At 71.2% G+C, this 25,100-nt stretch carries 23 protein-coding genes; 16 read left to right on the top strand and 7 right to left on the bottom strand.

The annotated features are described in order from the left end of the window. From ACYVLP_RS05120 to ACYVLP_RS05110, 3 genes are read right to left on the bottom strand one after another with little or no spacing between them, the layout of a single operon-like run. Positions 1-1,029, bottom strand: coding sequence for a dihydroorotate dehydrogenase-like protein (locus ACYVLP_RS05120; protein ID WP_460626259.1), 1,029 nt, complete (start codon positions 1,027-1,029; stop codon positions 1-3). Next, the gene (gene nifJ, locus ACYVLP_RS05115) at positions 1,026-4,673 is read right to left on the bottom strand and encodes a pyruvate:ferredoxin (flavodoxin) oxidoreductase (protein ID WP_460626258.1); all 3,648 of its coding nucleotides are present in this window, start codon (positions 4,671-4,673) and stop codon (positions 1,026-1,028) included. The genes ACYVLP_RS05120 and nifJ overlap by 4 nt, the downstream gene beginning before the upstream one ends. Continuing rightward, positions 4,670-6,319, bottom strand: coding sequence for an NAD(P)-binding protein (locus ACYVLP_RS05110; protein ID WP_460626257.1), 1,650 nt, complete (start codon positions 6,317-6,319; stop codon positions 4,670-4,672). Before ACYVLP_RS05110 ends, nifJ begins: the two co-directional genes overlap by 4 nt. A gap of 217 nt (positions 6,320-6,536) precedes the next feature. On the opposite strand from ACYVLP_RS05110, the gene ACYVLP_RS05105 reads away from it, so the two are divergent. Then, positions 6,537-6,926, top strand: a complete 390-nt coding sequence (locus ACYVLP_RS05105) for a DUF805 domain-containing protein (RefSeq protein ID WP_460626256.1) — start codon at positions 6,537-6,539, stop codon at positions 6,924-6,926. A 165-nt stretch (positions 6,927-7,091) separates the two neighbouring features. Next, positions 7,092-7,487 carry a YciI family protein gene (locus tag ACYVLP_RS05100; protein ID WP_460626255.1) on the top strand — a complete coding sequence of 132 codons (396 nt, stop codon included), beginning with the start codon at positions 7,092-7,094 and terminating at the stop codon, positions 7,485-7,487. Positions 7,488-7,577: 90 nt separating this feature from the next. Here the strand turns inward: ACYVLP_RS05100 and ACYVLP_RS05095 are convergent, their stop codons facing one another. Next, positions 7,578-8,183: an HdeD family acid-resistance protein gene (locus ACYVLP_RS05095; RefSeq protein ID WP_460626254.1), complete on the bottom strand. Its 606-nt coding sequence runs from the start codon at positions 8,181-8,183 to the stop codon at positions 7,578-7,580. Between the two features lie 132 nt (positions 8,184-8,315). Here ACYVLP_RS05095 and ACYVLP_RS05090 point away from each other — a divergent pair, with 132 nt between their 5' ends. Genes ACYVLP_RS05090 through ACYVLP_RS05065 form a run of 6 tightly spaced genes read left to right on the top strand, consistent with a single transcriptional unit; the run spans position 8,316 to position 14,518 of the window. Further along, the gene (locus ACYVLP_RS05090) at positions 8,316-9,539 is read left to right on the top strand and encodes an ATP-grasp domain-containing protein (RefSeq protein WP_460626253.1); all 1,224 of its coding nucleotides are present in this window, start codon (positions 8,316-8,318) and stop codon (positions 9,537-9,539) included. A gap of 4 nt (positions 9,540-9,543) precedes the next feature. After that, entirely contained in the window at positions 9,544-10,467 is a 924-nt protein-coding gene (locus ACYVLP_RS05085) for a hypothetical protein (protein ID WP_460626252.1), read from the top strand. After that, entirely contained in the window at positions 10,464-11,615 is a 1,152-nt protein-coding gene (locus ACYVLP_RS05080) for an alpha/beta hydrolase-fold protein (protein ID WP_460626251.1), read from the top strand. The genes ACYVLP_RS05085 and ACYVLP_RS05080 overlap by 4 nt, the downstream gene beginning before the upstream one ends. 25 nt (positions 11,616-11,640) lie before the next feature. Next, positions 11,641-12,366, top strand: a complete 726-nt coding sequence (locus ACYVLP_RS05075) for an esterase family protein (RefSeq protein ID WP_460626250.1) — start codon at positions 11,641-11,643, stop codon at positions 12,364-12,366. Further along, entirely contained in the window at positions 12,366-13,778 is a 1,413-nt protein-coding gene (locus ACYVLP_RS05070) for a M20/M25/M40 family metallo-hydrolase (protein WP_460626249.1), read from the top strand. The genes ACYVLP_RS05075 and ACYVLP_RS05070 overlap by 1 nt, the downstream gene beginning before the upstream one ends. Then, positions 13,775-14,518: a glutamine amidotransferase gene (locus ACYVLP_RS05065; protein WP_460626248.1), complete on the top strand. Its 744-nt coding sequence runs from the start codon at positions 13,775-13,777 to the stop codon at positions 14,516-14,518. The genes ACYVLP_RS05070 and ACYVLP_RS05065 overlap by 4 nt, the downstream gene beginning before the upstream one ends. On the opposite strand, the gene ACYVLP_RS05060 is transcribed toward ACYVLP_RS05065, so the two are convergent. Beyond that, positions 14,484-15,173 carry a lysoplasmalogenase gene (locus ACYVLP_RS05060; protein WP_460626247.1) on the bottom strand — a complete coding sequence of 230 codons (690 nt, stop codon included), beginning with the start codon at positions 15,171-15,173 and terminating at the stop codon, positions 14,484-14,486. The genes ACYVLP_RS05065 and ACYVLP_RS05060 overlap by 35 nt on opposite strands. Positions 15,174-15,209: 36 nt before the next feature. On the opposite strand from ACYVLP_RS05060, the gene ACYVLP_RS05055 reads away from it, so the two are divergent. From ACYVLP_RS05055 to ACYVLP_RS05025, 7 genes are all read left to right on the top strand, one after another. Next, positions 15,210-16,409, top strand: coding sequence for a Gfo/Idh/MocA family protein (locus ACYVLP_RS05055; protein ID WP_460626246.1), 1,200 nt, complete (start codon positions 15,210-15,212; stop codon positions 16,407-16,409). Positions 16,410-16,497: 88 nt separating this feature from the next. Next, positions 16,498-16,908 carry a hypothetical protein gene (locus ACYVLP_RS05050; RefSeq protein ID WP_460626245.1) on the top strand — a complete coding sequence of 137 codons (411 nt, stop codon included), beginning with the start codon at positions 16,498-16,500 and terminating at the stop codon, positions 16,906-16,908. 70 nt (positions 16,909-16,978) lie between these two features. Next, entirely contained in the window at positions 16,979-18,748 is a 1,770-nt protein-coding gene (locus ACYVLP_RS05045; protein ID WP_460626244.1) for an ABC transporter substrate-binding protein, read from the top strand. 103 nt (positions 18,749-18,851) lie between these two features. Next, on the top strand, positions 18,852-19,517 hold the full coding sequence (locus ACYVLP_RS05040; protein WP_460626243.1) for a nucleotidyltransferase family protein: 666 nt from the start codon (positions 18,852-18,854) through the stop codon (positions 19,515-19,517). A gap of 10 nt (positions 19,518-19,527) precedes the next feature. Next, positions 19,528-20,415: an AAA family ATPase gene (locus ACYVLP_RS05035; protein WP_460626242.1), complete on the top strand. Its 888-nt coding sequence runs from the start codon at positions 19,528-19,530 to the stop codon at positions 20,413-20,415. A gap of 11 nt (positions 20,416-20,426) precedes the next feature. Then, the gene (locus ACYVLP_RS05030; protein WP_460626241.1) at positions 20,427-21,554 is read left to right on the top strand and encodes a vWA domain-containing protein; all 1,128 of its coding nucleotides are present in this window, start codon (positions 20,427-20,429) and stop codon (positions 21,552-21,554) included. Continuing rightward, entirely contained in the window at positions 21,547-22,713 is a 1,167-nt protein-coding gene (locus ACYVLP_RS05025; RefSeq protein ID WP_460626240.1) for an XdhC family protein, read from the top strand. The genes ACYVLP_RS05030 and ACYVLP_RS05025 overlap by 8 nt, the downstream gene beginning before the upstream one ends. A gap of 24 nt (positions 22,714-22,737) precedes the next feature. Here the strand turns inward: ACYVLP_RS05025 and ACYVLP_RS05020 are convergent, their stop codons facing one another. After that, positions 22,738-23,151 (bottom strand): nuclear transport factor 2 family protein, encoded by a 414-nt coding sequence (locus ACYVLP_RS05020; protein WP_460626239.1) that lies wholly within the window; start codon positions 23,149-23,151, stop codon positions 22,738-22,740. 70 nt (positions 23,152-23,221) lie between these two features. Here ACYVLP_RS05020 and ACYVLP_RS05015 point away from each other — a divergent pair, with 70 nt between their 5' ends. Beyond that, on the top strand, positions 23,222-23,956 hold the full coding sequence (locus ACYVLP_RS05015) for a FadR/GntR family transcriptional regulator (protein ID WP_460626238.1): 735 nt from the start codon (positions 23,222-23,224) through the stop codon (positions 23,954-23,956). Here ACYVLP_RS05015 and mgrA read toward each other — a convergent pair. Then, positions 23,925-24,968: an L-glyceraldehyde 3-phosphate reductase gene (gene mgrA / locus ACYVLP_RS05010; RefSeq protein ID WP_460626237.1), complete on the bottom strand. Its 1,044-nt coding sequence runs from the start codon at positions 24,966-24,968 to the stop codon at positions 23,925-23,927. The two genes, ACYVLP_RS05015 and mgrA, sit on opposite strands and share 32 nt — an antisense overlap. Positions 24,969-25,100 lie beyond the last annotated feature (132 nt).

The raw sequence follows: 25,100 nt of genomic DNA, 5'->3' as shown, positions 1-25,100 counted from the left end.
TCAGTCCCAGTGCAGGCCCGCGGCAGCCCACATGGCACGTCCGCGGCGCAGGGCCGCCACGTAGCCGGCTCGCTCGTAGGCCGCCGTGTCGGTCTCGCTGGGGACGGCGAGCCTGCCGCGGATGTCGTCGAGGGACGTGAGGCGATGGCTCCGCATCCACAGATCAAGCCCTTCCAGCAGCACCGTGGTGCGGTGGATCCCGTGCCGCATCAACGCCGATGCCGTCATGACGACGTCCGCCCCGGCGAGCAGGTAGGCGGCGACGTCCCGGCCGGTCTCGACCCCGGTCGTGGCGCCGATGGACCCCGCCACGTGGCCGCGGAGGATGGCGATCCACGCGCGCGGCATCCGGGCCTCGATCGGGGTTGACAGGGCGACCCCGGGCTCGATGGTCAACCGCTCGGCGTCGACGTCCGGGTGGAGGAACCGGTTGAACAGGACGAGGCCGTCCGCTCCGGCCCGGTCCAGCCGGAGGGCCATCTCGCCGACGGAGCTGAACCACGGGCTGAGCTTCACGGCGACGGGGATGTCGACGGTCTCCTTGACCGCCTCGACGATCTCGACATGCCGGTCCTCGACGGCTCTGCCCGACGTGTGTGGGTCGGTCGGCTCGGGGTGGATGTTGAGCTCGACCGCCGCCGCGCCGCACTCCTGCATGGCCCGCGCGTACCGGACCCAGCCGCCGCGGGAGGTGCCGTTCAGGCTCGCCATCACGGGGACGTCGACGGCGGCCACAGCCCGCTCGAGGTGCATGAGGTATCGCGTGGCTCGGCCCGGCTCTTCCGACGCCAGCGTCGGGAAGTACGAGCTGGCCTCGGCCGCGCGGTGGTCGGTCCCTTCGACGAGATGCAGGTCCCGGAGCTCCTGCTGGTGGATCTCCTCCTCGAAGAGGGACGGCAGCACCACGGCGCCGATCCCCGCGTCCGCGAGGGAGCGCACCCCGTCGAGGTGGGCCGTGAGAGGCGAGGCGCTCGCGACGAGCGGGTTGCGCAAGGTCATGCCCAGGTAGTGGGTCGTGTAGTCGGTCATTCCTCTCCTCCTGGTGAGGCCGGGACGGGCACCGCGTGGGGGCGGATCTCGCGCGGCGAGGTCCTGCGCCCGTCCCGGCGCGCATCGGCGGCGAACCGGCTGGGTCCACGCGTGGCCATCTCCTCGTAGGTCGTCCAGCGCTGGTCGACGGCCTCCTGGGCGAGGGCCAGCAGACGGGCGGCCTCGTCGGGATCGGCGTCACGGAGCATCCGGTAGCGCAGCTCGGTGTACGCGTAGTCGGCGAGCGGGATACGTGGTCGCGGCGAGTCGAGCTGGAACGGGTTGAGGCCGTCTGCACGTGCCGCCGGGTCGTAGCGCAGGAGCGGCCAGTGTCCGGAGGCGACGGCCAGGTACTGCTGGTCGAGTCCGCGCCGCATCTCGATCCCGTGGGCGATGCAGTGGCTGTAGGCGATGATGAGAGACGGGCCGGCATACGCCTCCGCCTCGCGAAACGCCGTCAGCGTCTGGTGGGGATCGGCGCCCATCGCGACTCGGGCGACGTAGACGTTCCCGTAGGCGATCGCCTGCAGGGCAAGGTCCTTCTTGGCCATCGACTTGCCGCCCGCGGCGAACTTCGCGACGGCCGCGAGCGGGGTCGCCTTCGAGGCCTGGCCACCGGTGTTCGAGTAGACCTCCGTGTCGAGCACGAGCACGTTGACGTCTCGGCCGGACGCGAGCACGTGGTCGAGCCCGCCGGCCCCGATGTCGTAGGCCCAGCCGTCCCCGCCGACGATCCAGATGCTGCGGCGCAGCAGGTGGTCGGCGACGCTGCGCAGGTCGTCCGCTGCCGGGCCGGTGAGGCCCGCCAGTCGCCGGTCGAGCTCGTACAGCCGCTCGCGCTGCGCGGCGAGCTCGAACTCGCGCACCTGGTCCGCGCCGAGCAGCGCGTCGACAAGCTCAGACCCGACCGAGTCGCGCAGCTGGTCCAGCCGCTCCCGCGCCAGCCTCGTGTGGAGGTCGGCGGCGAGCCGGAGGCCGAGCCCGAACTCCGCGTTGTCCTCGAAGAGCGAGTTGGACCACGCGGGGCCGCGGCCGGCTGCGTTCTTGGCCCACGGGGTGGTCGGCAGGTTGCCGCCATAGATCGACGAGCAGCCCGTCGCGTTCGCGACCGTCGCCCGGTCGCCGAAGAGCTGCGTCAGCAGCTTGAGGTACGGCGTCTCGCCGCACCCGGCGCACGCGCCGGAGAACTCGAAGAGCGGCTCGAGGAACTGCGTGCCCCGGACGGTCCCGAAGTCGACCCGGGAGCGGTCCGTGTCGGGGAGGCTCTCGAAGAAGCCGACGTTGCGAGACTCCTGCTCGACCACGGTGTCGAGCGGCACGAGGTTGACCGCCTTGCGGGTCGGCGCACCGATAGGCGCGAGGACCTCGACGGGACAGGCCTCGACGCAGAGGCCACAGCCGGTGCAGTCCTCGGCGTAGACCTGCAGCGTGTACCTCGTGTCCGGCAGGCCGGCCGCGTTGAGAGGGGCCGAGTGGAAGCCGGTCGGGGCGCTCTCGAGCTCGGACTCGGGGTAGTACTTTGCGCGCAGCACGCTGTGCGGGCAGACGAACGCGCACGTGCCGCACTGGATGCAGGTGTCCGCGTCCCAGTCCGCCACGACGTCCGAGATCCGCCGCTTCTCGTATGCCGCTGTGCCGCTGGGGTAGGTGCCGTCCACCGGCAGGGCGCTGACCGGGATGGTGTCGCCCGCGCCCGCCATCATCGGTCCGGTCACGCCTCGCACGAACTCCGGTGCACCGGCGGGCACGAGTGGGCGGGGCTCGCGCAGGGTCGTCGGGGCGGCCGGCACCGGGATCTCGTGGATCGCGGCGATGGTCGCGTCGACGGCGTCCTCGTTGCGCCTGACGACCTCGGAGCCCCGACGGCCGTAGGTCTTGCGGATCGCGGTCTTGACCCGCTCGATCGCGACGTCGTGAGGCAGGACGCCCGAGATCGCGAAGAAGCAGGTCTGGAGCACGGTGTTGGTCCGGCCCGGCAGGCCCGACTCCCGTGCGACCCGGTCGGCGTCGATGGCGAAGAGCCGAAGCCGCTTCGCGATGACCTGGTCCTGCACCCGTCGCGGCAGCGCGTCCCAGACGGCTCCAGGGTCCTGGGGCGCGTTGAGCAGCACCGTGGCGCCGGGCCGGGTGCACCCCAGCACGTCGACCTTCTCGAGGATGCCGACGTCGTGGCAGCCGACGAAGCCGGCTCCGGTGACGAGGTAGGGCGCCCGGATCTCGTGGGGGCCGAAGCGCAGGTGCGAGACGGTGAGGCCCCCTGACTTCTTGGAGTCGTAGACGAAGTAGCCCTGGGCATGGATGTCGGGGTTCTCGCCGAGGATCTTGATGGTGTTCTTGTTCGCGCCGACCGTGCCGTCCGAGCCGATGCCGAAGAAGACGGCACGGGTCGTGTCAGGGTCCTCGAGGTCGAGGTCCTGCGGCCACGGCAGGCTCGTCCCGCCGACGTCGTCGACGATGCCGACCGTGAAGCGTCTCCGTGGCTGAGGCCGGGCCAGCTCGTCGAAGACACCGATGGCCATTGCAGGCGTGAACTCCTTGGAGGACAAGCCGAACCGGCCACCCATCACCTGTGGCACGCGGTCGACCACCCCCTGCTGGTGCGCTTCGGCGAGCGCGCTGACGACGTCGAGGAAGAGTGGCTCGCCGTGCGAGCCCGGCTCCTTGGTGCGGTCGAGCACGGCGACCCGCTCGACGGTGGGCGGGAGGGCCGCGAGGAGCCGGGCTGCGGGGAACGGCCGGTAGAGGCGCACCTGCACCATGCCGACTCGCTGGCCCCGCGTGATGAGATGGTCGACGGCGGTCCGGAGGGTCTGCGAGGCCGATCCCATGACGACGACGACGCGGTCGGCGGCCGGGTGGCCCGCATACGAGACGAGGTCCAGGCGGCGGCCGGTGAGAAGCGCGAGCCCGTCCATCGCTTCCTGGACGATGTCGGGCGTCGCAGCATAGAAGGGGTTGACGGTCTCGCGTGCCTGGAAGTAGACGTCGGGGTTCTGTGCCGTGCCCCGGACGAACGGCCGCTCCGGCGAGAGCGAGCGCAGCCGGTGCGCGCGGACGAGCTCGTCAGGAACGAGGGCGCGCAGCATGTCGTCGTCGAGCAGCTCGACCGTGTTGAGCTCGTGCGACGTGCGGAAGCCGTCGAAGAAGTGCAGGAACGGAACTCGGCTGCGGAGCGCCGCGGCGTGGGCCACCGCTGCGAGGTCGTGCGCCTCCTGCACCGACCCCGACGCGAGCAGGGCGAAGCCGGTCTGGCGTACGGCCATGACGTCGGAGTGGTCGCCGAAGATCGACAGGCCCTGCGCGGCAATGGATCTCGCCGCAACGTGGAACACGGTCGAAGTCAGCTCACCGGCGATCTTGTACATGTTCGGGATCATGAGCAGCAGGCCCTGCGACGCGGTGAAGGTCGTGCTCAGTGCGCCGCCCTGGAGCGCGCCGTGGATCGCTCCGGCGGCGCCGCCCTCACTCTGCATCTCGACGACCGTCGGCACCGTGCCCCAGATGTTCTGCCGAGCGTGGGTCGACCACTCGTCAGCGAGCTCGGCCATGAGCGAGGACGGCGTGATCGGGTAGATCGCGCAGAGCTCGGACAGCCGGTAGGCGACGTCGACCGCGGCCTGGTTGCCGTCGATGGTGGTCCTCATGCGACACCTCCGGGATTCGGCTCGGCGACCATCTCGATCGCGTGGACCGGGCACTGGCGAGCGCATGCGCTGCACCCGGTGCACGTGTCGTAGTCGAAGCGGTATCGCTGGCCAGGGCCGAGCTTGACGACGGCGCCCTCGGGGCACGCGCCGAGGCACCCGTCGCACTCGAAGCAGTTGCCGCACGACAGGCATCGGCCGGCCTCGTAGGTCGCCTCGTCGGACGTGAGCCCGGCCCGCACCTCGTCGAAGGAGAAGGCCCGGGTGGCGGGCTCGAGCTCGACCTGCTCGCGACGGTCGTTGGCACCGAAGTACCAGAGGTTGAGCAGGTCGAAGTCTGCGCGAGGGTGCTTCGGCCCCGAATCGAGCGCCTGGCCGCGCAGCCACGCGTCGATGCTTCGCGCGGCGCGCTTCCCATGCCCCACGGCGACCGTCACGGTGCGCTGGCTCGGCACTGCGTCGCCACCGGCGAAGATGCCCGGTGCCCCGGTCATGAGCGTCAGCTTGTCGACCTGGACCGTGTGGTCATGGACGTCGACGCCGGGGATGTCCTGCACGAGCCCGGTGTCGCTGTCCTGTCCCAGCGCGAGGATGACGGTATCTGCCTCGAGAGTCTCGAGCTGCCCGGTGCCGTGGGGTCTTCCGTGCTCGTCGAGCTCCTGGACCTCGACCGTGAGGTCGTCAGCACCCATGGCCGAGATGGTTCGCAGCCAGCTGATGCGGATCCCCTCGTCCTCGGCCTCGCGGGCCTCCTCCTCGTGGGCCGGCATCTGCTCGCGGGTGCGCCGGTACACGATGACCGTGTCCTCGGCGCCGAGGCGCCGGGCTACGCGCGCGGCGTCCATCGCGGTATTGCCACCGCCGTACACGGCGACCCGGCCTGCGATGCTCGACCGCTCTCCGGCCTCCACACCGCGCAGGAACGACAGCGCGTCGAGGACCCGGCCGGTGTCCTGGTTCGGGATGTCGACCCGCTTGGACAGGTGCGCGCCGACGGCGACGAACGCGGCGTCGAAGCCACCTTCGCGGCGCTCCCGCTCGAGATCGTGGACGCGGTGCCCCTGCTCGAACGTCACCCCGAGGTGGCGGATCCGGTCGATCTCCGCATCGAGCACATCGCGTGGGAGCCGGTACGCCGGGATGCCGTAGCGCATCATGCCGCCTGGTAGGTCGGCCGCGTCACGCACGGTCACCTCGTGGCCGAGCCTCCTCAGGTGGTATGCCGCTGACAGCCCGCTCGGTCCGCTTCCGACGACGAGCACGGAGCGGCCCGAGCGGATGGCTGGCGGTGTGAAGGACCACCCGTGCTCGATCGCCAGGTCCCCGAGGTAGCGCTCGACGCCGTGGATCGACACCGGCTCGTCGAGCCTCGTTCTGTTGCAAGCCGACTCGCACGGGTGATAGCACACCCGTCCATGGATCGCCGGGAGCGGGTTGTCCGCAGTCAGGGTGCGCCAGGCGGCCTCGGCGCGGCCGGCCTCGAGGTCGGCGAGCCAGGCCTGGATGTTCTCGCCCGCAGGGCACCCGGCGTTGCACGGCGGCAGCAGGTCGACATAGACGGGTCGCCGCACCCGGACCGGCCCGGAGCGCAGCCGGCCCTGCCCGAGCGGGGCCGGCGGGGTGAGGTCACGCTGCGTTCCGGACACGTGCGGCTCCTGAAGACGGCCTCGGTGGCCGAGGCTCATGTGCTCGTCTCCTAAATACTACGATGCGTAGTAGATGAGCGAGCAGTGTTTCCGGTCACCACCGGCCGGGCGCATCGTGTCTGAATTGTGGCCTCGAACCGAGGACATCAGGGCTCCGCGAGCAATAGATTCCGCGCGGCGCGGACCACGCGCACTACCTAACACACGGAGTCATCACATGGACTGGTACCTCAAGGTGCTCAAGAGCTACGCGACCTTCACCGGTCGTGCGCGCCGCACCGAGTACTGGATGTTCACGCTGATCAACGTCATCATCGCGGCCGTCATCTACGGCATCGGCGCAGCCTTCAACGGCGGCGCGATCGGCTCGCTCTTCACCGTTCTCTACTGGGCGTATGCCGTCGCGGTCTTCGTCCCGGGCCTCGCGGTCACGTTCCGCCGGCTTCACGACACCGACCGCAGCGCGTGGTGGTGGCTCATCGCCCTCGTTCCGTTCGTCGGCGGGATCGTCCTCATCGTGTTCCTCGCGACCGCCGGCACGACCGGTGACAACCGGTTCGGCACCGACCCCAAGGCAGTCGAGGCCGGCTCCCCCGCGATGGCCTGAGTCCGTCCGCTCGCCCGGCACCGCCCACCCCCGAGTGGGCGGTGCCGTGCCGCGTCTGCCCGTCTTTCGAAGATCGAACCGAACCCACTGTCGAGCCGGGCTCCCGCGGCTCGACGTGGTGGTGAAGGCTGGGACCGACCCGGCCACGACCCGAAGGAGCCACACATGCGTTACCTGCTGATCCACAAGCTCGACGAGTCCCTGCCCGAGGCCTGGAACCCGAGCCCCGAGTTCATCGAGCAGATGGGCGCGTTCATGGGAGAGGTCGCCTCGTCCGGGGTCCTGCTCGCGGCCGAGGGCGTGCACAAGAGCGACGAGGGAGCCATCGTCCGCAAGGCGGGTGGCGGGCTGTCCGTCACCGACGGGCCGTTCAGCGAGGCCCGTGAGGTCATCGGCGGGTTCGCGCTCATCAACGTGGAGAACAAGGACCAGGCGCTGGACCTCGCCAAGCGCTTCGCGGACATGTTCAGCGAGGTGTCCGTCGAGGTCCGCCGCGTCTTCGAGGAGGAAGACCTCGCGGCCTACCAGGCGGAGCAGGAGCAGGCCGGCACCGCATCCTGACGACCCGGCCGTGCCGTGCGCTCGGCGTCACCCCGTGCGGATCTGCCGCCGGCGCCTGACACCAAGCGCACGGCATACCGGGTCGGAGCGTCAGGGGGTGTCGGCGAGCTTGCGCAGCTCGCGGCGCGCGAGCATCGCCGCCACGACGAGGACGAGCCCGACGAGGATGAACAGGATCCCGGAGAAGCGCGTCAGGAACACGAGCGTGGACCCGGGGAAGATGGCGACGAGCAGACCGCCGACGAGCAGCACGATGCCGACGATGATCAGGTAGGTCCGCATCCCGCCCGACATCCCGGACGAGAAGCCCGCCACGAACGAGCTGATGCCCTCGGCGATCCACCCGACGGCAAGCAGGATCGCGATGATCACGAGCGAGGCGTTCGGCCGGAACAGGCAGACGATGCCGGCGATGAGAGTGATCACGCCGAGCGCGATCGTCAGCGGCTTGAGCCAGCCGGGCTGTGGCGGCAGCGCGCCCAGCGACGTGAGCCGCAGGATGCCGAGGACGATCAGCTCGATCGCGAAGAGGATCGCGACGACGAGCAGGGTGGCCTTCGGCCAGACGAGCGCGATGACGCCGATGACGATCGACACGACACCGGTGATGATCGCCGCGCGGCCGAGGGTCGAGGCGAGGACGTCCTCGTCCGACGGCGTGCTGGGCGAGGAGGGGTATGACTCAGGGGACGACATGGTGCCTCCGTGGCGGTCGTGGTGCACGGATCCGAGGAGGCCAGTCTGGACCCGTGACCGACCATGTGGGCGCTTTCGCCACACGGCTCGCCGTTCGTGGCGCCTCACCCTGCGGACCGATAGCGTCGATCCGTGAACATCATCTTCGTGGAGCCGTCGTTCCCCGCGAACCAGCGTCGCTTCGTGCACGCCCTCGCCTCGGTCGGCGCGAACGTCTACGGGATCGGTGAGTCCGACGAGGCCCATCTCGGCGACGACATCCTCGGTGCGCTGCGGGGCTACTACCGCGTCGGGTCCGTCACCGACGTCGGCCAGATGGTCGAGGGTGTGCGTCACTTCCAGGACCGCGTGTGGGTCGACGCGCTCGAGGCCACCGTGGAGGCGCACACGATGCCTGCGGCCTACGTCCGGGAGGCGACCGGCATCCCGGGCACCAGCGTGCGCACGACGTGGCTGTGCCGCGACAAGCCGTCGATGAAGGAGGCGTTGCGCCAGGCCGGCGTGCCGACGGCGGCGAGTGCTGCGGTCGACACGGCCGCGCAGGCGAGGGACTTCGCGAGGCAGGTCGGCTACCCGCTGATCCTCAAGCCCCGCAGCGGTGCCGGGGCCCAGGGGACCGTGCGGGTCGACAGCGACGAGGACCTGAGCCGCGCGCTGGCCGCCTTCGGCGCCGAGGGCGCGACGTCGATCGCGATCGAGGAGTTCGTCGAGGGCCACGAGGGCTTCTACGACACCATCACGCTCGATGGGCGTGTCGTGCACGACTGGGCCACGCACTACTACCCCAACGTCCTCGAGGCGATGCGGCACCGGTGGATCTCGCCGCAGTTCGTCACGACGAACCGCCTCGACGGCAACGACTTCTACGGCCAGGTGCGCGAGCTGGGCCGCCGCGTCATCGACGCCCTCGGCATCGAGACGTCGGCGACCCACATGGAGTGGTTCTACGGCCCGAAGGGCCTGAAGTTCAGCGAGATCGGCTGCCGCCCGCCAGGTGTCGGAGCGTGGGACCTGTACTCCGCCGCGAACGAGGTCGACGTCTACCGCGAGTGGGCCCACGTCATCACCCACCGCGCGCCGGAGCAGCCGATGAAGCGGACGTATGCCGCGGGCATCGTCGCGCTGCGTCCCGACCGTGACGGCCGGATCCAGGGCTACAGCGGCATCGACGAGATCCAGCGCCGCTACGGGGAGTGGATCATCGACGGCCACTTCCCGCCCGAGGGCCACGGCACACAGGCGGTCGAGGCGGGCTACATGGCCAACGCGTGGGTGCGCCTGCGCCACCCGGACTACGACACCGCCCGCGCGATGCTCGACGACGTCGGCCGCACGATCCACGTGTACGCCTCCTGACCGGATGACGACGACTCTGCTTGGGCCGCAACGGTTCACGACGACGGTCGGCTCCACGGTCCGCTCGCTCGAGCTGGACGGACGGATCGCGATGATCAACGCAGGCTGGGAGGAGCGCGAGGCCGACGACGGCGAGCTGAACGGCCATCTCGACGGGCGCGGGGTGAACCTCCGCCTCCACCACCGGATGATGGACGTGCTGGCCAAGGACGACCATTTCGCGGCTGCCGCGATCGCCTTCCGGGACCGGCAGGATGAGCTGCGCGCGTTCTACGGCATACGCCTGCAGAGCGCCATCGATGCCGTCCACGCGGTCCATCACCGCACGTCCATCCACGGCCTCGGGCCGGTCGCGGAGCTCGACGCCATCGAGGCGGTGCGTGAGGTCGACCGGTGGTATGCCGCGGAGCTCGCCGAGCTGTACGGCGCGGTGGGTGCCACGGCACCCCGCGTCGAGAGCGGCACGATCGGCTGGCACATGGGTGAGATCGCGGCCATCCTCAGCGACTGTGTCGGTGTGGTCGTCGCCGGCGGGAACGTGCGCACGCTGCTGCGGGCGATGCGCGTGTTCGACGTGACGATCCCGCCCGAGCTACCCGTCGTGGCGTGGTCGGCGGGAGCGATGGCGCTCACCGACCAGGTCGTCCTGTTCCACGACTTCACCCCGCACGGGGTGACCGCGGCCGAGGTCCACGACACCGGCACGGGCCGCCTGCAGGGGATCATCGCGCTGCCCCACGCGAGACGTCGCCTCCAGCTGGAGGACCAGGAGCGGATGTCGGTGCTCGCACGACGCTTCCCCGACCACCGGTTGACCCTGCTCGACGACGGCGCGGTCGTGCGGTTCGACGACGGTGCGACGGGCCTGCCCGCGGGCGCGCGGGTCGTCGACCCCGACGGACGGGTGAGCGTGGTGGGTGCGCCGTGAGCCCGCCCGAGCGCCTCGCCATCAACCGGCTGCGCGAGCGGCTGCCCGTCGACGGACCGACGATCGACCGGTTCATCGCGCGGTTCGGCTGCCCGGTCATCGAGGGTGAACGCGCCACGTTCCTCTACCGCGGCGATGTCGACGAGGTCTGGGTCCGGCACCGCGTCGTGGGCCTGCCCGACCCGCTCCCGATGCGCCGGCTCGGCGACTCGGACCTGTGGGCCGTGACGACGGTGCTGCCCGAGGGCTCGCGGGTGGAGTACCAGATCGAGATCCGCAAGGGGGAGCACTACGAGCGGTTCAACGACCCGCTCAACCCCCGGCTCGCGCACAGCCCACTGGGCTCGTCGTCGGTGTGTGCGGCGATCGGCTACCGCGTGCCGGAATGGACGATGTACGACCCCGAGGCGCGGCCGGGCACGCTGGTCGAGCAGCAGGTCCGCAGCCGGGCGCTGCGCCGGGACCAGCAGGTGCAGATCTACCTGCCCGCCCGGTTCAACCGCGCCCAGCGGTACCCGCTCCTCATCGTCCACGACGGCACCGACTACCTCGAGTTCGCCGCGATGAAGACGGTGCTCGACAACCTCATCCACCGCCTCGACGTCGACCCGCTCATCGCCGTCTTCGTGCCGCCGCGCGACCGGCTCAAGGAGTACCCCAACTACGCGCCGCACGCCCGGTTCGTCGCGCGGGAGCTCGTGCCGCTCGTGACGGAGCGGCTGCCGGTCATAGACACCCCCGAGGCGCGCTGTCTGATGGGCTCGTCCTTCGGCGGCATCGCGTCCTTGTCGACGGCGGTGCGCTATCCGGGCCTGTTCGGCTCGCTCATGCTCCAGTCGGCCTCGCTCGTGTTCACGGACATCGGCTTCGACCATGGCGGCGGTCCCGCCTTCGACCCGGTCGTGAAGTTCGTCAACCGCTACCGTGAGAAGCCGACCCAGGTCGTCGACCAGATCTACATGACGTGCGGGGTGTACGAGCCACTCATCACGCCGAACCGGTCGATGGTGCCCGTCTTCCGGCAGTCCGGGATGCGGGTGCGCTACACCGAGGCCCGAGACGGACACAACTGGGAGAACTGGCGAGACCGGCTCGGCGACGGCCTCTCCTGGCTCTTCCCCGGACCACAGAAGTTCGTCTACGAATGATGTGCGCGCAAGGAGGCAGGGACCCATGAAGGTGACCGACCGCTGGTACTCCGACCGACTCGGGCAGGACATCACCGTGGCCCGGTGGGGCACCTACGGGATGCCCGTCCTGCTCTTCCCCACCGCCGGGGGCGACGCGGAGGAGGTCGAGCGGCACAAGCTCATCCGCCACCTCATGCCGCTCATCGACGCCGGCCGGGCCAAGGTCTACTCGTGCGACAGCGTCGCGGGCAAGGCGATGGCCGAGAACGTCGGGTCCACGGAGTACCGCATGGCGTTGTTCAACGCCTTCCACGACGCGGTCGCGCAGGAGGTCATCCCGGCCATCCATTCGGACGTGGGGGGTCATCTGCCGGTCGTCGTCGCGGGCGCCTCGATCGGTGCGTTCAACTCGCTGGCCATCGCGTGCCGCTACCCGAGCCTGGTCGATGCGGCCATCTGCATGAGCGGCACGTATGCGATCGAGAAGTTCATCGGCGGCCGGTTCACCGACGACATGTACTTCAGCTCGCCCTTGCACTTCCTGCCCGACCTCCACGGTCCGGACCTCGACCTGCTCCGGCGCCGGATGATCATCCTCGCGTCTGGCAGCGGGCAGTGGGAGGACGTGGGCGAGTCCTGGGCGGCGGCGAATATCTTGGGCGCCAAGGGAATTCCCAACCGTGTCGACGACTGGGGGCCCGCCTACAGCCACGACTGGCCGACCTGGTGGGCGATGCTGCCGACCTACCTCGACGACCTGCTGCCGTGATGGACGTCCCACCTGTCCCCGAGCCGGCCCCCGCGACCCCGCTACCGGTCGACCTCGTCGCGGCGCTCCGCTCCGGGGTGGACGAGGGTATGCCGCGTGCCCTGGTCGACCTCGCAGCTCTGGTCGCGCATCGCTCCGTCGCCGACCCCGCGGTCGAGGCCGAGAGCGAGTGCCGGGCCGCCGCGGAGCACGTCGCCGACCTCGTGCGGGAGCTGGGTCTGGCCGTCGACCTGGTCCCGGCGCCGAACGGGGCTCTGCTGGTGCACGGCCGGGCCGAGGGTCCGCCGGGGGCGCCGACGGTTCTGCTCTACTCCCATTACGACGTCCAGCCCGCCGGAGACCCCGCTGCGTGGACGTCCGACCCGTGGGTCCTCACCGAGCGCGACGGCCGGTGGTTCGGGCGCGGCTCGGCCGACTGCAAGGGCAACCTCGTGGCGACGCTCGTGGCACTGCGCGCCGCGAAGGCCGTCCTGGGCGGCTGGCCGTGCGGCATCCTGCTGGTCTGCGAGGGGTCCGAGGAGCAGTCGAGCCCGGGCATCGAGCACCTCATGCCCGACCGGCCCGACCTCGTGGCCGCCGACGTCATGGTCGTGGCCGACACCGGCAACGTGGCGCTCGGGGTGCCGACAGTGACGACGACGCTGCGGGGCACCGGCAGCGTCACCGTGACGGTGCGCACCATGGAAGGCCCGGCCCACTCCGGCATGTTCGGGGGTGCAGCACCCGACGCGCTCGCGGCGCTCGTGGCCACGCTCGCCTCGCTCCGCGACGAGCGTGGCGACACGGTCATCGACGGGCTCGACAACACCGCCCTCTGGGACGGCAACCCGTATGCCGCGGACGACTTCCGTGCCGACGCCCGCGTGCTCGACGGGGTCGAGGTCCTCACGGGCGCGCATGGCGGGGTCGCCGAGATGCTGTGGGCGCGAGCCAACGCGACGGTCGTGGCCATCGACGCACCGTCGGTGTCGGGCGCGACGGCCGCGATCCAGCCGACTGCCCGCGCCCTGGTGGCACTCCGGGTCCCCGCGGGGATGGACGCCGTCCACGCGCAGCACGCCCTCGCCGAGCACCTGCGCGCGCACACCCCGTGGGGAGCGCAGGTCGAGGTGCACCCGGTCTCGTCGAGCCAGCCGTTCCGGGCGCGCACGGACGGGCCCGCCTACGCCGCCCTGGCACAGGCGATGCACACGGCATACGGCCGGCCCATGGTGACGACCGGCCAGGGCGGCTCGATCGCTCTGACCAACACCCTCACCCAGCTGCACCCGGACGCCGAGCTGCTTCTCATCGGAGTCGAGGAGCCGGACTGCCGCATCCACGCGCCGAACGAGTCGGTGCACCCCGAGGAGCTCCAGCGGACTGCTCTTACGCAGGCGCTCCTGCTCGCCATCCTCGGGGAGGCCCGGTGACGACGCGGCTGCCGTTCCTGCTGCTGACCTCGCGCGCCGACGACCACCTGGCGGAGCAGGAGCGAGATGGCTTCCTGCGGATCACCGGGCTGGACGCGTCCGAGGTCGTGCACCTGCGCATCGAGCAGGGACCGTTCACCCCGCTCGACGCGCGGGCCTACGCCGGCGTGGTGCTCGGGGGCAGCCCGTTCACCGTGACCGACCCGCAGGAGTCGAAGTCGCCGGAACAACGTCGAGTCGAAGACGAGCTGACCGTCTTCATCCGCGAGCTCGTCGAGCAGGACGTGCCCTATCTCGGGCTCTGCTACGGCATCGGAGCAACGAGCCTCGCGCTGGGCGGCGTCGTGGACAGGCAGTTCGGCGAGCCGGTCGGGACGACGACGGTGTGCCTCACCGACGCCGGGCGAGCCGACCGGGTGACGGGATCGCTGCCACAGGAGTTCACGGCGTTCGTCGGTCACAAGGAGGCGTGCAGCGAGCCCCCGCCGGGCGCCGTCGTCCTGGCCACGAGCGAGGCGTGTCCGGTCCAGGCCTACCGGCTCGGTGGGACCGGCTACGTGACGCAGTTCCATCCCGAGCTGGAGATCGAGACGTTCGTCAACCGGATCCATGCCTACGCCCACCTGGGCTACTTCCGCCCGGAGGAGAAGGACGCTCTCATCGAGCAGGCGATGACGGCCGACGTGTCGGCCGCCCACGGCATGCTCAGAGGGTTCGTTCGCGAGTTCGCCGCCTCATGACGCCGAGCACGATGAGGGTCTGGCCGACGACGTAGGTGAGCATCACCCAGAAGTCGTGCTGCGGCAGGTCGAGGCTGGTGAACTCGCCGAGCGCGATAAGGGCGTCGGACGCCATGAAGACCGCGCCCCCGACGCCCGCCAGGGTCGAGACGCCGGTCGACAGGACGGCCATCGAGGTCAGCGCGAGACCGTAGACGACGACCGGCGCGAACAGCGACCCCGCTCCCGCCCGGCAGGCGGCCACGAGCGCGACGAACGCGACGGCATACGGGACGACGTAGAGCCACGAGCGCCCGGCCACGCTCTCCCGGCGCAGCGGCCAGAAGGTCACGACGTAGGCGACCTGGGCCACCAGGAAGAAGCCCACCATGACGAGGAACGTGGAGTCGTCCGGGGCGAGGTCGGGGGCCGCGTCGCCGAGGAACGAGAAGCCCAGCGCCACGAGCGTTCCGTTGACCAGTCGCCCGCGCGGCGCGGGCACCGCGAGCGCGAGGGCAAGGGCCAGCAGCGGCATGAGCAGGTCCTGGGTGACGTCAGCGAGGGGACCCGTGGCGTCACCCAGCTGGGTCGCCAGGTGCACGATGGTGACGAGGGCGAGAGCGCCGAGGGCGACCGGCGCGCGGCCGACGGCAGTCTCAGCTGGGGCGAGCGACATGCGCACACCGTATGCCGGTGTGGTCGACTGTGGCTCATGACCTCCGAAGACGACGTCCGGATCGGGATCATCGGCTTCGGCCTGCGCGCCAGCCTCGCCCGGTGGGCTCACCAGCCCGGCGAGGGCTCGCGTGTCGTGGCCGTCTGCGACACCTCCGAGCGCGGACGTCGTGACGCTGCGGCCGCGCTGCCCGATGCGCGCATCACCCCTGACCTGGCGGCGATGCTGCGCGACTCGGCCGACGGCACGTGCCGGCTCGACGCCGTGCTCGTCCTCACCCCCGACCACGTGCACGCCGAGCACGCGATGGCCACTCTCTCGGCCGGCATACCTACCTTCGTGGAGAAGCCGATGGCGACGACGGTCGACGACGCCGACCGCATCCTCGCCGCAGCACACCGCACGGGGACCCGCCTCTACGTCGGGCACAACATGCGGCACATGCCGGTCGTGCGGGCGATGCGGGACATCGTCGAGGCGGGAACGATCGGCGAGGTCAAGGCGATCTGGTGCCGGCACTTCGTCTCGGCCGGCGGCGACTTCTACTTCAAGGACTGGCACGCGGACCGGTCGATGACGACCGGCCTGCTGCTGCAGAAGGGCGCGCACGACATCGACGTCATCCACTGGCTCGCCGGCGCCTACACCCGGCGCGTCAGCGCCGTCGGCGCACTCGCCGTCTACGGCGACATCACCGAGCGCCGCGACAACTCTGACCGACGGATGGCCGACTGGTACTCGCTGGACGCCTGGCCGCCCACCGAGCAGCGCGACCTGCACCCGGTCGTCGACGTCGAGGACATCTCGATGGCCAACCTCGTGCTCGACGGGGGCGTTCTCGCGTCGTACCAGCAGTGCCACTTCACACCGGACTACTGGCGCAACTACACCGTGATCGGCACCCGGGGCCGGCTCGAGAACTTCGGCGACGGCCCGGGGGCGGTCATCAAGGTCTGGACGACTCGCACCGACGCCTACCGTGAGGACGCCGACGAGGTCGTGCAGGTCCCGCCCGCGGACACCTCCGGGCACGGCGGGGCCGACCCGCTGCTCATCGCCGAGTTCGTCCGGTTCGTCCGCGACGGCGGCCCGACCATGACCTCGCCCGTCGCGGCCCGCGAGGCGGTGGCGGCCGCCTTCGCCGCGACGACCTCGCTGCGCTCCGGCGGAGACGCGGTTGACGTGCCACCGCTCGCCCCCGACCTCGCCGCGTGGTTCGCCCGCGGCCAGGAGTAGGCGGGTCGTATCAGAGGGGCTCGCGCGGGGCTCTGACTGGGACAGGCGCGCGCAAGCGTGGCACCGAACCTCCGGCAAGGACCCCAGCATGAGCGTCGGCGACATCCCACTCCTGAAGGCACCGGATGCCTGGCCCGTGCCGGTCGTCGCCACGATCGCGATGGTGTGCCTCGCCGGGCTCGACCTGGTCGGCGCGCTCCTGGCCAAGGAGTGGGCCACGCACGGCGGCATCCGCGCGCTCGTCCTCGGGGCCGGGACCTTCCTGGTCCTGTTCTGGGTGTACGCGTCGTCGCTGAAGTACGCCGAGCTGTCGCTCGTCACGATGGGCTGGGTGGTCATGCTCCAGGTGGGGCTCGTCCTCATCGACACATGGCGGTACGGCGTGGCGCTGCCGCCTGGCAAGTGGGTCGCCATCGGCGTCGTGCTCGTCGCCCAGGCGTATCTCGTGCTCGGTCCGTCAGCCACGACGGCGGGCGCCACCGCCAGTGGGTCCGGATAGACTTCGCCAGGTTGGGGTGAGCCGCGGCAGCGGCGGCGACTCCTGCCGCCCCCGCCCGAAGGATCCTCAAATGCGCCGACGTGTCGCCCGCCCTGTGGTCGTGGCTGCCGTCGGCATGCTCGCCCTCGTCGCCGCGGGCTGCACGACCCCTGACGGGTCGGCTCCGGTCGGCTCGGAGACCGCCGCCGGCGTGAGCACCCCGCTCAAGCCCGCCCCGAGCCCGCTCGTCGTCGAGACCGTCTTCGACCACACCTCGCTCGACCCGAGCCGCACCTTCAACCGCAGCGGCGCGATGCTGTCGAAGGCGCTGTACGAGACCCTGACGACGCTCGACCCCTCCGACCCGACGAAGGTCGTGCCGGGCCTCGCCGAGTACACCCTGTCCCCCGAGGGCAAGTGGCTGACCATGCGCCTGCGCAAGGGTCTCGTCTTCGCCGACGGCACGCCGATCACCTCCGACGACGTCATCTTCACGCTCGAGCGCTCCAAGGGCCGCGGGGGCAACGCCGCGTCGATCCTGGGCACCGTCAACGTCACCAAGGTCGACGACCGGACCTTCACGATCGCCTCGCCCGGCGCCAACTTCGCCCTCCCGGCCATCCTGGCCAACCCGGCATACGGCATCCTCAACTCGGCGACGGTCAAGGCCAACGGCGGCGCGATCGGCCCGGGCGACACGTCCGGCACGTACTTCGCGACGCACTCCGCCGGCTCGGGGCCCTACGTCCTCTCGGGAGTCTCGGCCCGCGGCGAGCTGACCCTCGAGGCCAACCCGAACTGGTCGGGCGACGCGCCGGCCTTCCCCCGCGTCGTGGTGCGAGACGCCACCCCCCAGCAGCAGCTGGCCGACGTCACCACAGGTACCGCCGATGTGGCACTCGACCTGTCGCCGATGCAGGCCGCCTCCATCGGCAGCCGGCCGCAGACGACGCCCGTCACCGTGACGACGATGCGGTCCTCGACGCTCGCCTTCCTCATGCTCAACCGCAACAAGGCCGTCAACCAGTGGACGCCCAACCGCGACTTCGACGAGGCAGTGCGTCTCGGGATCGACCGCGAGGCTCTGGCTCGGGCGTCGGGCGACGCGACCCCGGCCGCAGGGCTGATCCCGGCCGGGATCGTCGGAGCCCTCGAGAACGGCGTCGTGCCCACGTCGCCACCACCCGCGACCGCGGCCGACTCCGGCGCGACGACGGGGACCCCCGCTCCCGATGCGTCCACCGGCACGAGCGGCACGAGCGGCACCGCCACGGGAACGCCTGCCCCACCGACGGTCGGCACGACCGAGCTGCCGCTGGTTCCCGAGCGCGACGTGCCTGCCGCCAAGGCGGCTCTGAAGCGGTCCGGGTACCACGGCCAGCCGATCCCGCTGTCGTATGCCGCAGATCTGCCGATCGAGGGCATCCCGCCGGCCACCCTCGCCACCCTCGTCAAGAAGCAGCTCGCCGAGGTCGGGATCACGGTGACCCTCGCGCCCAAGCCCGCCGCCCAGGCGCTGGGCGACTATCGCGCCGGCCGCAGCGCGTTCAGCATCTGGAGCTGGAGCCCCGACTACCCCGACCCGGAGAACTACCTCGCCTTTGCACCGAGCGAGCTCGTCGGCGCCAGGGCCGGCTGGGCGCTGGGTGCCGACCCCGACATCGACGACCTCACGGCCGCCGCGAGCGCCTCGCTCGGTGACGACCGGGCTTCGGCGTATGCCGCCTGGCAGATCGCGATGAACCAGCGGAGCCCGTTCGTGCCGCTCATCCAGCCCTACTCGCACTCCGCGAGCGTCGAGCGGGTCCACGAGCTGCCTGGCAACCCGGTCTGGCCCCTCGACCTCGCCCGCGTCCGCTGACTGCGTGCCCCGGTTCGAGGTATTCCGGTCGAGGTGATCTCTCGCGGTATCCGGCGACCTTTCACCTCCATCCGAATACCTCGAACCGGGTAGCGTCCGGGGGATGAGCGAGATCCCTCGTCCGCGAGCCCCGCACGTGCGCGGGCTGGTGCTGGCCGCCGGGGCGGGCCGTCGCATGGGCGGTCCGAAGGCGCTGGTCCGGCCGAGTGCGGAGTCCGCGACGTTCGTGGAGCGCGCCGTGACGGTGCTGCACCACGGCGGCTGCACCGGAGTGACCGTCGTCGTCGGCGCGGCGGGCGACGAGGTCGCGGCGGTCGTGGGCCATCTCGGCCGGGACGTCGACGTCGTGCCGTGCCCCGACTGGGACGAGGGCATGGGCGCCTCCCTGCGGGCCGCCCTCAGCGCCCTGGCCAGGACGACCCACGAGGGAGAGGGAGCGGTCGACGCCGTCCTCGTCACCCTCGTCGACCTGCCGGACGTCACCTCCGAGGTCGTCGCCCGGGTCCTGGCCGGGTCGCGGGGTCCGCTGCGGGCGAGCCTGGTCCGGGCGGCATACGACGGCGTGCCGGGGCACCCGGCCCAGATCGGCCGCGACCACTGGGTGGGCGTCAGCGAGTCGGCGGCCGGCGACCGCGGCGCCCGCGACTACTTCCGGACCCACGGCCACGACCTCGTCGAGTGCGGCGACCTCGCCACCGGCCGCGACGCCGACACCCCCGCCGACCTGGACCGGGCGGCCGGCGCTTCCACCGGCGCCGATTCTCGGTAATGCTCGGGGCATGGACCACGTGTTCGCGAGCCCCGGTGACGTCAGCGCAGCCCTCGGTGGCACCGGGTACCTGACCGACGACGCGCTCGCGACCGTCACGTTCCTCGCATCCCGCCTCGACCGCCCGCTGCTGCTGGAGGGCGAGCCGGGGACCGGCAAGACCGCCCTGGCCGAAGCGCTCGCGCAGGCCCTCGACCTGCGCCTGATCCGGCTCCAGTGCTACGAGGGCATCGACGCCACCCAGGCCCTCTACGACTGGGACTTTCCCCGCCAGATCCTGCACCTGCGCGCCGTGGAAGCACTGGCGAAGGACGAGCGCCGTGACGCGACCGAGCTCGAGGCCGAGCTGTTCGACGAGCGGTTCCTGCTCGCGAGACCCGTGCTCGAGGCGCTGCGCTCGGCGCCGTGCGTGCTGCTCATCGACGAGATCGACCGGGCCGACGACGAGTTCGAGGCGTTCCTGCTCGAGGTGCTCTCGACGTGGCAGGTGACGATCCCCGAGCTCGGCACGGTCAGCGCCCCGACGCCACCCCTCGTCGTGCTCACCTCCAACCGCACGCGCGAGCTGCACGACGCGCTCAAGCGGCGTTGTCTCTACCACTGGATCGACCACCCGAGCCTGGCCCGCGAGCTCGAGATCGTGCGCACCCGCCTGCCCGAGGTGCCGGACGCGCTCGCCGAGCAGGTCGTCCGGCTCGTGCAGCTGCTCCGCACGTCCGGCGACCTCATCAAGCCCCCAGGCGTGGCCGAGACGCTCGACTGGGCGCGCGCGCTCGAGACGGTCGGTGCGACGCGTCTCGACCCGGAGGTCGCAGCCGCGACCCTGGGCGCCGCGCTGAAGTACCGCGAGGACTCCGAGCGGATCCGCGCGTCGCTCGACAAGCTCCTCACCGCGTGAGGGAAGGCTCCATGGACGACGGGTGGGCCGGCCCCGAGCGAGGCGACCAGGAGGTCGGCCTGCTGCTCGGGTTCGCCCGCGCCCTGCGTGCGGCCGGCCTGCGCGTCACGGCGGACCGCGAACGAACCTTCGTGTCGGCCGCCGCAACCGTGGGGATCGGTGAGCGGGGGCACGTCTACTGGGCCGGGCGGGCGACGCTCACCTCGGTACCCGCGGACTTCCCGATCTACGACGAGGTGTTCGAGCGCTGGTTCGGTGATGAGGACATCAAGCCGGGCCAGCGCGTCGACATCTTCCGACCGCCCGTCGTGCAGGCTCCTCTCGACAGCGGCGAGGGCGAGGCCGGGGGCGACGACGACGCCGAACGGCTCCAGGTCCAGGCGAGCACCCAGGAGGTGCTGCGGCACCGCGACGTCGCAAGCCTGAGCGCGACCGAGCGGGCGCGGGCGGCGCGGATGTTCGCAACCTTGCAGCCCCGCTCGCCGGTGCGCCGGGCGCGCCGGCACGTGCGGTCGTCGACCGGCCCGGTCGACGGCACCGCGACGCTGCGGGAGCACCTGCGCCGCATGGGCGAGCCCGGACGGATCCATCACCGTCGCAAGGGAGTTCGAGCGCGGCGGGTCGTCCTGCTCATCGACGTGTCCGGGTCCATGAGCCCGTATGCCGACAGCCTCCTGCGCCTGGCCCACACCTTCGTGCGGGCGGCGCCGCAGGTCGAGGTGTTCACGATGGGCACACGCCTGACGCACGTGACGAAGGCCCTGGACGAGCGCGACCCGGACCGAGCGCTCGCCGCCGCCGGCAAGGTCGTGCCCGACTGGTCCGGGGGAACCCGGCTGGGCGAGGTCATCGGCGCCTTCCTGGACCGCTGGGGGCGACGGGGCATGGCGCGCGGTGCGGTCGTTGTTGTCTTCTCAGACGGCTGGGAGCGTGAGGGACCGGAGGTGCTCGGTGAGCAGATGCGACGTCTCGCGGCGCTCGCGCACCGGGTCGTCTGGGCCAACCCGCATCGCGGGAAGGTCGGGTACGAGCCGGTCCAGCAGGGCATCGTCGCGGCCCTGCCTTACATCGACGACTTCGTCGCAGGTCATTCGATCGCGGCGTTCGAGGAGCTGATCGAGGTGGTAGCCCGTGCGTGAGGTGCTGACCGAGCTGATGCAGTGGTGGTCGGCCGGCGAGACCGTCGGCGTCGGGACCGTGGTCGGCACGTGGCGCTCGGCGCCGCGGCAGCCAGGTGCCTCGATGCTCGTCGGCCCCGGCGGCGAGGCCGTCGGGTCCGTCTCGGGCGGCTGCGTCGAGGGCGCCGTCTACGAGCTGGGCCAGGAGGTCGTCGACAGCGGTAGGCCGGTGCTGCAGCGCTACGGCGTCAGCGACGACGACGCGTATGCCGTCGGGCTGACGTGCGGGGGCATCCTCGACGTGTTCGTCGAGAAGGTCTCACGGGAGACCTTCCCCGAGCTCGGCGACGTCGCCGCCGACATCGAGGGCGGGCGGCCCGTCGCGGTCGCCACCGTCATCGAGCACCCGGAGCCGACGTGGCTGGGGCGCCGCCTCGTCGTCCGTCCCGAGGACGACGACGACGTCAGCGCGACCCCCGAGGCCTCGCTCGGCAGCGGACGCGTCGACGATGCGGTGCGCGACGACGCCCGCGGAATGCTGGCCCAGGGCAGCACCGGCATACTCACCTATGGCCCCGACGGTGAGCGACGCGGCGAGGGCATGCGCGTGTTCGTCGCGTCCCATGCCCCCAAGCCGCGGATGCTGGTGTTCGGCGCGATCGACTTCGCGGCCGGCGTCGCTCGGGTCGGCTCGTTCCTCGGGTACCACGTCACGGTGTGCGACGCGCGTCCGGTCTTCGCGACGAAGTCACGCTTCCCCGGCGCCGACGAGGTCGTCGTCAAGTGGCCGCACGACTACCTCCAGCACGAGGTCGACGAGGGCCGCGTCGACGCGCGCACGGTCATCGCCGTGCTGACCCACGACCCGAAGTTCGACGTCCCGCTGCTCGAGGTCGCGCTGCGGCTGCCCGAGGTCGCGTACATCGGGGCCATGGGGTCGCGCCGGACCCACGAGGACCGGCTGGAGCGGCTGCGGGAGGCCGGTCTCACCGATGCCGAGCTGGATCGCATGAGCTCACCGATCGGGCTCGACCTCGGTGCCAGGACGCCCGAAGAGACCGCCGTGTCGATCGCGGCGGAGATCATCGCCCAGCGCTGGGGCGGCCGCGGCGAACGGCTCGGGTCCCTCGAGGGTCCGATCCACCACCATCACCCCGCCCACGAGCATCCCGAGCCGTGAGCCTGGAGGCTCGCGACCCGGGCGTCACAGGCCCTGCTCGCCCTCCCTGCGGCGGACGTAGTACTCCGTGAGCTCGCGACACCGTCCCTCGTCGTCGAAGCGCATGACGAAGCAGTTGTCGTAGGTCCGGACGATCGGCCCTCCGGGCGTCTCGCGGTACCGCGACGTGCCCGTGGCCACGACGGTCTCGCCGTCGACCGCGACGGGGGCGTATGCCGCCTCGTACGTCCCAGGCGCATCCCGCGTCGAGGCGTCGTCCGCGTCGGACTCGCCCAGCCAGGATGCGACGACGGCGTCGCGACCCGTCACCGGATCGTCGTTGGGGTGGTATCGGTAGACGACGTCCTGGCTGAACAGCTCCCCGATGTCGGCCGGCTCGTAGGACAGCCAGGCGGCGACGTAACGGTCGAGCCAGGCTTGGGCACGCTCACGCTCCATCGGCTCACCCTAGCCCCCGTGTGGTCCAACCTCTTGATGAGTCGGGTTGCGGGTGGCAACGTAGTCCTTCGTGCCTGACACCCATCCGTCCGGCGGCTTCACCCCGGTGCCGCGGCGCTCGGTCGCCGACGAGGTCTTCGCCGAGCTGCGTGACGCCATCCTGACGAACCGGTTCGCCGCCGGCGACCTGCTGCCGCCCGAGCGTGAGCTCGCCGCCTCCTTCGCCGTCAACCGGCACGCGGTGCGCGAGGCGCTCCAGCGCCTCCAGATCGCCGGTTTCGTCCGCATCGTCCACGGAGGCGGCACCTGGGTGCTCGACATCCGCCGCAGTGCCGGTCTCGACCTCCTCGCGCACATCGCACGGTCCGGCGAGCTCGACCCTCTCGTGCTGCGCGACGGCCTCGAGATGCGCCGCTGCATCGGCATGGAGGCGGCCCGCCTCGCCGCCACCCGCGGAACGGCCGCCGCCCACGCCCGCATCCTCGACGCGGCGCGGGGCTACGCGGCCAACGAGTACCTCGATGCGGACCGCGCGTTCTGGGACGAGGTCGTGGAGGCCAGCGGCAACTTCGCCTTCCGCCTGGCCCTCAACTCACTCGTCCAAGCCATCGACAACAGCCCCGACTCGATGGATGCCGTCCTGGCCGGGGACCGCGCTGACCTGCTCTCTCACACTCCCCTCGCGGAGGCCATCGCCGCGCGGGATGCGGACCTCGCGATCCGGCTCGCCGACCAGATCCTGACCCAGGCGGTCGACGTGTGGTCGATGCTGCTCAACCAGAGCTCGACCTCTTCCACAGATTGATCCCGCCCTCGACCGCGTGCTTGTCGATGCGGTCGAGCTCGTCGTCCTCGAAGTGGAGGTTCTGCAGCGCCCCGAGGCTGTCCTCGAGCTGCGCCACGGACGACGCGCCGATGAGCACCGATGTGACCCGGGCGTCGCGCAGCACCCACGCGAGGGCGAGCTGCGCGAGCGACTGGCCGCGCGAGCGGGCGATCCGGTTCAGGGCCCGGACGTGCTTCATCGTCTGCTCGTCGAGGAGCTTCGGGGACAGCGACTTCCCTTGTGCCGCACGGGATCCCGCCGGAATGCCCTTGAGGTACTTGTCCGTGAGCATGCCCTGGGCAAGCGGCGAGAAGGCGATGCACCCCACGCCCTCCTCGCCGAGCACGTCGAGCAGGTCCTCCTCGACCCAGCGGTTCAGCATCGAGTAGCTCGGCTGGTGGATGAGCAGTGGAGTGCCCATCTCACGCAGCATCGCGATCGCCTCGCGGGTGCGCGTCCCGGAGTAGGACGAGATGCCCGCGTAGAGCGCCTTCCCTTGTCGCACAGCGGAGTCCAGCGCGCCCATCGTCTCCTCGAGAGGAGTCGTCTCGTCGAAACGGTGGCTGTAGAAGATGTCGACGTAGTCGACGCCCATCCGGGCGAGCGACTGGTCGAGCGAGGACAGCAGGTACTTCCGGCTTCCGCCGCCCTGGCCGTACGGCCCCGGCCACATGTCGTAGCCCGCCTTCGTCGACAGGACCAGCTCGTCGCGGTAGCGCCGGAAGTCCTGGGCGAAGATCGCGCCGAAGTTGCGCTCGGCCGACCCGTAGGGCGGGCCGTAGTTGTTGGCCAGGTCGAAGTGCGTGACACCGAGGTCGAATGCGCGTCGCAGGGTCGCCCGCTGCCGGTCCAGCGGCACATCGTCGCCGAAGTTGTGCCACAGCCCGAGCGACACGGCGGGCAGGTCTAGCCCCGAGCGGCCGGTGCGCCGGTAGGTCATCGAGTCGTAGCGGGAACGCTGGGCCTGGTAGTCGTCGGCGTGGAACGTCATGACCCACAGTCTTGCCGGAACCGCGACCACCACGGAAGTCGGGACGCCGTGGGAACGGGCGCCCCCGGCATACGGCTCGTGCCCAGGGACCACGCGCAAGGTATGCCGTAACCCTTGTCAGGCAGTCGAGCC

The organism is Intrasporangium mesophilum (genome assembly GCF_054783095.1).
This window is presented reverse-complemented; position numbering and strand designations above follow the sequence as displayed.